Here is a 2,837-nt window from a genome sequence, read left to right as displayed (position 1 = left end):
GACGGTGAGGGATCGGGGTACACGGCGCGACCCGCCGCGGAGGACGCGCAAGACGCAAGGACGAGCCGCACGAGCCGGCCGCGGGCTGGATCACGGCCCGTTCAGGGCCTCTCGTTCGGATCCCGCCGGGCTCGCGTGCCCGTGGTGGCATCGGTGCGAACCGATCGTCCTCACTCCACGCGCGGCGATTCGCCGGTCTCCTCGTCCTCGGCTCCGGGCACGAACACGTCGAGAACGCCGATGTTCACCTCGACGACGTCGAGTCCGGTCATGCTCTCCACCGCTTCGGAGACGTTCGACCGGATATTGCCCGCGGTCTCGGTGATCGGTGTGCCGTATTCGACGACGATGCCGAGATCGATCGCCGTCTGCTTCTCACCGACCTCCACCTGCACACCGCGCGCGGAGTCGTCCGCGCCCGGCATCTTGCCGCGTACGGCGCCCAGGGTGCGGGACACCCCGCCGCCCATGGCATGGACACCATTCGCCTCCCTGGCCGCGATGCCCGCGATGGACGCGACGACCGAGTCGGCGATGGTGGTCTTTCCCTTGACCGTGCTTTCCTTGCTGCCGGCGAGAGTGGCTTCGTTGGCTGCCATCAGGGGCCGTCCCTTCTTGCCGTCGGGCCGGAGGGGATGCGCCTCTCGCGGGCCCGCCTCTACTCTCCACTCTGCCCGGCGTGCCGTGGTGACGCCATTCGTCAGCCGTCACCGCGGCCGGTGGCGGGCTTTCCGCGCCGGCGCGGACCCGCCCGGGTCCGTGTCCACCGGCGCGCCGTCATGGTCGGAGGCTGCTGACCACCCCGGCCGTCGCGGAGATCCCGTTCGCGATGGTCGGCGCCATGCTCGTGCCCGAGAGGAAGAACCCGAGCAGGATGCAGACCGCCGCGTGCGAGAACTTCAGGCCGCCGTTGCGTACGAAGATCACCGCGAGGATCACCAGAAGCAGCACCACTGAGATCGAAATGGCCATCGACAAACCTCCTCCGCCGCACCGGAATCGCGGCATTCGGCCGCCAGTGTGGCGGAGGAGGAGGCCCGTACCCCCGACTGGCGTGTCCGCCGTACGGGTGATTGACGGGGGTGATCCGGCTACACGCGGTGCGTACGCAGGAAACGTTCGAGGCCCGCAAGGTCGTCCGTATTGAGATGGTCGACACCTGCGGCGAGCAGTTCGGCCCACACGGCGTCCCGCTCGGGACCGGCGACATCCGGGGTCGCCCAGAAACGCACCCGCTGACCGCGGCCATGGGCCGTGGCGACGATACGGCGCAGTTCGGCGCGCTCCGCCTCCGGGAAGGCGCCCGCGCCCTGCCAGCCGAAGCTCTGGGTCCAGTTGCTGCTGATGAGCGGGACGAAGGAGGCGGGGGCGGTGGTCCCGAGGTCCTCCAGCCGTCCGTCGTAGAACGCGTACCGCACCCGCTGCGCCTCCATCGGCACACGGGCCGCGCGGTCGCCCGATATGACCGGCGTGACCGCGCCGAGGCGTACGGAGCCGTGCGCGTAGGTGCTCAGCATGGAGCGGTACGCGGTCAGTTGACGGTGGAGTTCGGTGTAGGCGGCGACGCCGTCCGTCTTGATGTCGATGAGGAGCTGGACCGGACGGTGGCAACCCCGGTACACGGAGCCGTGGTTGGCCCGTACCCGCGCGAGCAGCGGATCGAGGTAGAGCGCGGCGAGGGTGCGGGCCGGGTCGAGATCGGCGGGCTCGTGGGCGACGAGCAGTTCACCGTCGACCAGGAAGATGTCCGCCTCCACGCTGGTGAAGCCATGCGCCAGCGCGTCATGGAGCGGGCGGGCGTGGAGATAGTCGTTGTGGGCGTGTGCCTGACGCAGCGGCCGGGCTTCCCGGCCGCCCGGTGTACGCGAGGTGGCCTGCGCGTACGCGGGAGCCGCGACGACTCCCGCGAGCGCGGCGGCGAGCGTGCTGACGGCTCTGCGGCGGGTGGTGAGGGCCATGATGCCTCCGGAGGAACGCGGTGGGGCGCGGACCAGCCGAGTATCCGCCGCGGCGGGGCCCGGCCGGGGCCGTCCGCCGCAGAGTTCGTCACCCCGCCACCTGCGGTTCAGTCGGCCCCGGCGCGGTCCCGCCGCGGTCCCCGCGCGGTCCGACACGGCTCCACCTGCCCCTGTCCTGCCGGGCGGGGGCAGGGACTACCGCGGTCCCGGTAGATCGGCGAGCGCCGCCAGCGTCTCCTTGTGGCGGCCCGGTGAGCCCAGGGCGAGCTCGTCGGACTTGGCGCGCTTGAGGGCGAGATGCGCGGGATGCTCCCAGGTCATCCCGATCCCGCCGTGGAGCTGGACGCACTCCTCGGCCGCGTGGACGGCGACCCGCGCGCAGTACGCCTGGGCGAGGGCCACCGCGAGCGGTGCCTCGGGGCTGCCGGTGGCGAGCGCGTCGGCCGCGTTGCGGGCGGCGGCGCGGGCCGAGACGACCTCCAGCCAGAGCTGTGCCATCCGGTGCTTGAGTGCCTGGAACGACCCGACGGGACGGTTGAACTGATGCCGCTCGCGGGTGTGCCCGACCGTCTCCTCCAGACACCATTCGGCGATGCCGAGCTGCTCGGAGGCCAGCAGCCCGGCCCCGGCCAGCAGTCCGCGGCGCACGGCGGCCTCTGCCACGGGCGGCGCGGCGATCCGCAGCCCCGCCGCGGCGTCGACGGTGACCGCGGCGAGCGGCCGGGTCAGATCGAGCGGTGTCAGCGGTTCGACGACAACGCCCGGCGAGGCCGTCTCGACCGCGTACAGCCCGTCGTCCTCCAGCACCAGCAGAACGTCCGCCCGCTGTCCGTCGGCGACACCGGTGATGGTCCCCGGGCCGGCCGGCAGTGCCCCGTC

The 2,837-nt window shown here is 72.2% G+C and carries 4 protein-coding genes; all 4 read right to left on the bottom strand.

The window, feature by feature from the left end:
- Positions 1–170: 170 nt before the first annotated feature.
- Positions 171–599: an Asp23/Gls24 family envelope stress response protein gene (locus BFF77_RS29440; RefSeq protein WP_066955943.1), complete on the bottom strand. Its 429-nt coding sequence runs from the start codon at positions 597–599 to the stop codon at positions 171–173.
- Positions 600–777: 178 nt separating this feature from the next.
- Positions 778–972 (bottom strand): hypothetical protein, encoded by a 195-nt coding sequence (locus BFF77_RS29435; RefSeq protein WP_066955941.1) that lies wholly within the window; start codon positions 970–972, stop codon positions 778–780.
- A gap of 119 nt (positions 973–1,091) precedes the next feature.
- The gene (locus BFF77_RS29430; RefSeq protein WP_066955939.1) at positions 1,092–1,958 is read right to left on the bottom strand and encodes a phosphatidylinositol-specific phospholipase C/glycerophosphodiester phosphodiesterase family protein; all 867 of its coding nucleotides are present in this window, start codon (positions 1,956–1,958) and stop codon (positions 1,092–1,094) included.
- Positions 1,959–2,153: 195 nt separating this feature from the next.
- Positions 2,154–2,837 (bottom strand): acyl-CoA dehydrogenase family protein (locus BFF77_RS29425; protein WP_281196632.1); only part of this gene is annotated, 684 nt, incomplete at its 5' end.

Origin of the sequence: Streptomyces lushanensis (genome assembly GCF_001700515.1) — a bacterium.
Lineage (GTDB): Bacteria > Actinomycetota > Actinomycetes > Streptomycetales > Streptomycetaceae > Streptomyces > Streptomyces lushanensis.
Note: the sequence above shows the minus strand (reverse complement) of the source record. Positions and strands in the feature narration are given on the sequence as shown.